The organism is Xanthomonas sp. D-99 (genome assembly GCF_017746145.1).
GTDB lineage: Bacteria > Pseudomonadota > Gammaproteobacteria > Xanthomonadales > Xanthomonadaceae > Xanthomonas > Xanthomonas cissicola.
The window spans coordinates 1-3,582 of sequence record NZ_JAGHWU010000112.1 but is presented as its reverse complement, the minus strand read 5'-3'; the positions used below and the strand labels follow the sequence as shown (position 1 = coordinate 3,582).

The window sequence follows — 3,582 nt, the reverse complement described above, 5'->3', positions numbered from 1 at the left end:
GCCTGATCGAGCAGGCCCTGCGCGACAACATCGAGCTGAAGGTGGCCGGTGCCAACCTGCGCCGCGCCGCTGCGGTCTACGAACAGGCCATGGATGCCGGCGGTTTCGATTACGACGTGGAAGCCGGCGTCAGCCGCGCGCAGGTGTCGGCCGAAGCGTTCCTGCAGGAAGAAAAACTGCCGGTGTTCAACCTGGCCGATGGCAAGTTCGGTGTGTCGTATCAGTTCGATCTGTTCGGCAAGCTGCAACGCGGTGCCCAAGCCGCGCACGCCGACACCCAGGTGGCGCAGGCGGCGATCGATCTGGCGCGCGTCAGCGTGGCCGCGCAGGTGGCTGGCAGTTATGTGGAGATTTGCCACGCCAACCATGAGTTGCAGGTGGCCGAGCATTCGCTGCAGTTGCAGCAACACAGCCGCCAGATCACCCAACGCCTGATCGCGGCCGGTCGCGGCACGCCACCGGATCTGGCGCGCGCCACCGCGCAGGTGGCGATGCTGGAAGCGTCGCTGCCGCCGCTACGCGCGCGCCGCCAGGCCGCCGCTTACCAATTGGCCGCGCTGCTCGGCAAGACACCCGGCGAGGTGCCGGCCGGCGTGGACAGCTGCGCGCACGCGCCGGCAGTGCAGCAGCCGATCCCGATCGGCGATGGCCGCGCGCTGCTGGCGCGCCGCCCGGATGTGCGCCAGGCCGAGCGCCGGCTCGCCGCCGCCACCGCACGCATCGGCGTGGCCACCGCCGAGTTGTATCCGGACATCCGCCTGGGTGGTTCCATCGGCGCCACCGGCCTGCTGGCGGATTTCGGCGAGCCGGCCACGCACGCGTGGTCGTTCGGCCCGCTGATTTCCTGGACGCTGCCCTCCAGCGGCGCACGTGCGCGGGTGCGCGCCACCGAAGCCGGCGCCGACGCTGCGCTGGCGCAGTTCGACAACACCGTGCTGCAGGCCTTGCGCGAAGTGCAGACCAGCTTGTCGCGCTATGCGCAGGATCTGGACCGCCTGCATCTGCTGGAACAGGCGCAACAACAGGCCGAGCTGGCGTCGGCGCAAAACCGGCGCCTGTATCAGGGCGGGCGCACGCCGTACCTGTCCAGCCTGGACGCCGAGCGCACCCTGGCCACCGCCGACATGACCCTGGCCACTGCACAAGCGCAGGTGTCGCAGGACCAGATCCAGCTGTTTCTGGCGCTGGGCGGCGGTTGGGATGCCGACGCAGGGCGCAACCACACCAAGGCTGCGCGATGATGCCGTTGCTGCGCGATCGTCAGGCCTGGCTGTTTTCGGCCAAGACCTTTGCCGCCTCGATCGTGGCGCTGTATGTTGCGCTGGCCGGCAATTTGTCGCGACCGTACTGGGCAATGGCCACGGTCTACATCGTCTCGCAACCGCTGCTCGGCCCTACCCGTGCCAAGGGCGTGTACCGCGTGCTCGGCACCTTGCTGGCCGGCGTGGCCACCTTGGTGATGCTGCCGAATCTGGTGGAAACGCCTTTGCTGTTGAGCGCGGCGATGGCGCTGTGGCTCTCGGCATGCCTGTTCCTGGCGCTGCTCAATCGCGGCCCGCGCGGCTATGCGTTCCTGCTGGCCGGCTACACCACCGCGTTCATTGGCTTTCCTGCGGTCACCTCGCGGGAAAGCATCTTCGACACCGTCGTGGCCCGCAGCGAAGAAATCATCCTGGGCACGGTGATGGCGGTGCTGTTCGCGTCGCTGCTGTTCCCGGCCTCGGTCAAGCCCATGCTCACCGCGCGGATCGGTAACTGGATGCAGGACGCGGCGCAGTGGTGCCGCCAGGTGCTGCAGCGCGGCCCATCGCAGGCGCCGCGCAATCGGCTGGCGGCCGATCTGGTGCAATTCGAGGCCTTGATCGCCTTCGTCCGCCACGACGACCCGCGCCATGCCGGGGCGGCTCCAACGCTGGAACAGCTGCGCGCCCGCATGCTGATGCTGCTGCCGGTACTGTCGTCGATTGCCGACCGCCTGGATGCCTTGCAGCGCGATGGCGCGGCGCACGCCTCGACGCTTGCGGCCTTGCTGGAAGATGTTGCTGCGTGGGTGGATCCTGCGGGCGACAGCGGCAGTGTCCACGCCGATACCGATACCGATGCCGATGCCAACGCTGATGCATTGCGTGTCCGCATCGACGCATTGCGCCCGGTGGTGGATCAGGACATTGATCACCTGCTGCTGGACAGTGTGCTGCTGCGCCTGCAGGAACTGCTCGACCTGTGGCAGGCCTGCCGCACGCTGCAGCAGGCCCTGGTGCAGGGCACGGCGCCGGTTGCGCTGCGTGCGATGCCGTCTACGGTACATGCGGCATCCGTGCAGGCCGACAACACAACCAGTGATGCAGCTCCGCGTGCCGCAATACATCGATCGCTGCGGCGGCGCTTGGGCTGGTCGCGCAGTCAGGCGGCGCAGGCCATCTCGCCCGCGCAGGTGCACGCAACGTCGCAAGATCTTGAACTGCCTCGGTCAACGCGTGAGGCTCCGTCGCAGCAATCGCCTTGGTCATCGCCGGCCATCAACGACGTGTCGGGCGCTGCCAACGCCACGCGCCACATCGATTTCGGCATGGCCGCGTTTTCCGCGCTGAGCGCCGGCTTCGCGCTGATGGCGTACTGCGTATTGTGGATCGGCATCGGCTGGGAAGGCGGCGGCAACGGCGCGATGATGGCCGCGGTCACTGCTGCGTTTTTCGCCGCCCAGGACGACCCTGCACCGAGCATGCTGTCGTTCCTGACCTGGGCGGTGGTGGCCAGCGTGGTTGCCGGCATCTATCAGTTCGGCATCTTCCCGGCCATCCACGATTTCCCGATGCTGGTGTTGGTGCTCGCGGCGGGCTTCCTGCCATTGGGCGCGCTACTGCATCGCCCCAAGAGCATGCTGATCGCCTTGCCGCTGGTGGTGAACCTCACCGCGCTGCTGAGCCTGCAGAACAGCTACAGCGCCAACCTGCAGAGCTTCGTCAATGCGGCGGTGGCGATGGTGCTGGGGATCGGGTTTGCGGTGGTGCTCACGCGTCTGTTTCGTTTGGTCGGTGCCGAATGGAGCGCACGCCGGCTGGTGCGCCAGGGCTGGCGCACGCTGGCCGACGCCGCCGACGGACACGGCGCGCACGATCGCCAGCACTTTGCCGCACGCATGCTGGATCTGCTTGGCCTGCTTGCGCCACGGCTGGCGTTGACGCCGGAAGGCAGCGACCTGGCCTCGGTGGATATGCTCAACGAAATCCGCGTGGGCTTGAACATCCTGCAGCTGCGCCACGCCCGGCATGGTTTGCCGGCCTCCAGTCGTGATGCGGTGGACGCGATTCTGCGCGAGGTGGCTGCGTACTACCGGCAGCAGGTTGCACAGAAGCGTCCGTTGCCGGGTCCCGACTCCTTGCGTGATCGTTTGGATGCGTCGCTGACGCGTGTGGGCAAGGTACCGGCCGGCGCGCATCGCGATGAGGCGTTGTTGGGGTTGATTGGGCTGCGTTACAGCGTGTTTGCAAAGACAACGGCGCAGCATCAGGACGTCGCAGAACAGCAGCCCGCGTTGGCCCCTCTCCCGCCGGGACGATAAGGCACTGCTTGCGCGCCACT

At 67.5% G+C, this 3,582-nt stretch carries 2 protein-coding genes; both read left to right on the top strand.

Annotation, left to right across the window (positions count from 1 at the left end):
* Positions 1 to 1,241 (top strand): efflux transporter outer membrane subunit (locus J7360_RS20840; protein WP_244667875.1); only part of this gene is annotated, 1,241 nt, incomplete at its 5' end.
* A complete protein-coding gene (locus J7360_RS20835) occupies positions 1,238 to 3,562 on the top strand; it encodes an FUSC family protein (protein WP_209034730.1) in 2,325 nt (774 codons plus the stop codon). The genes J7360_RS20840 and J7360_RS20835, both read left to right, overlap by 4 nt.
* The last annotated feature ends 20 nt before the right edge of the window (positions 3,563 to 3,582 follow it).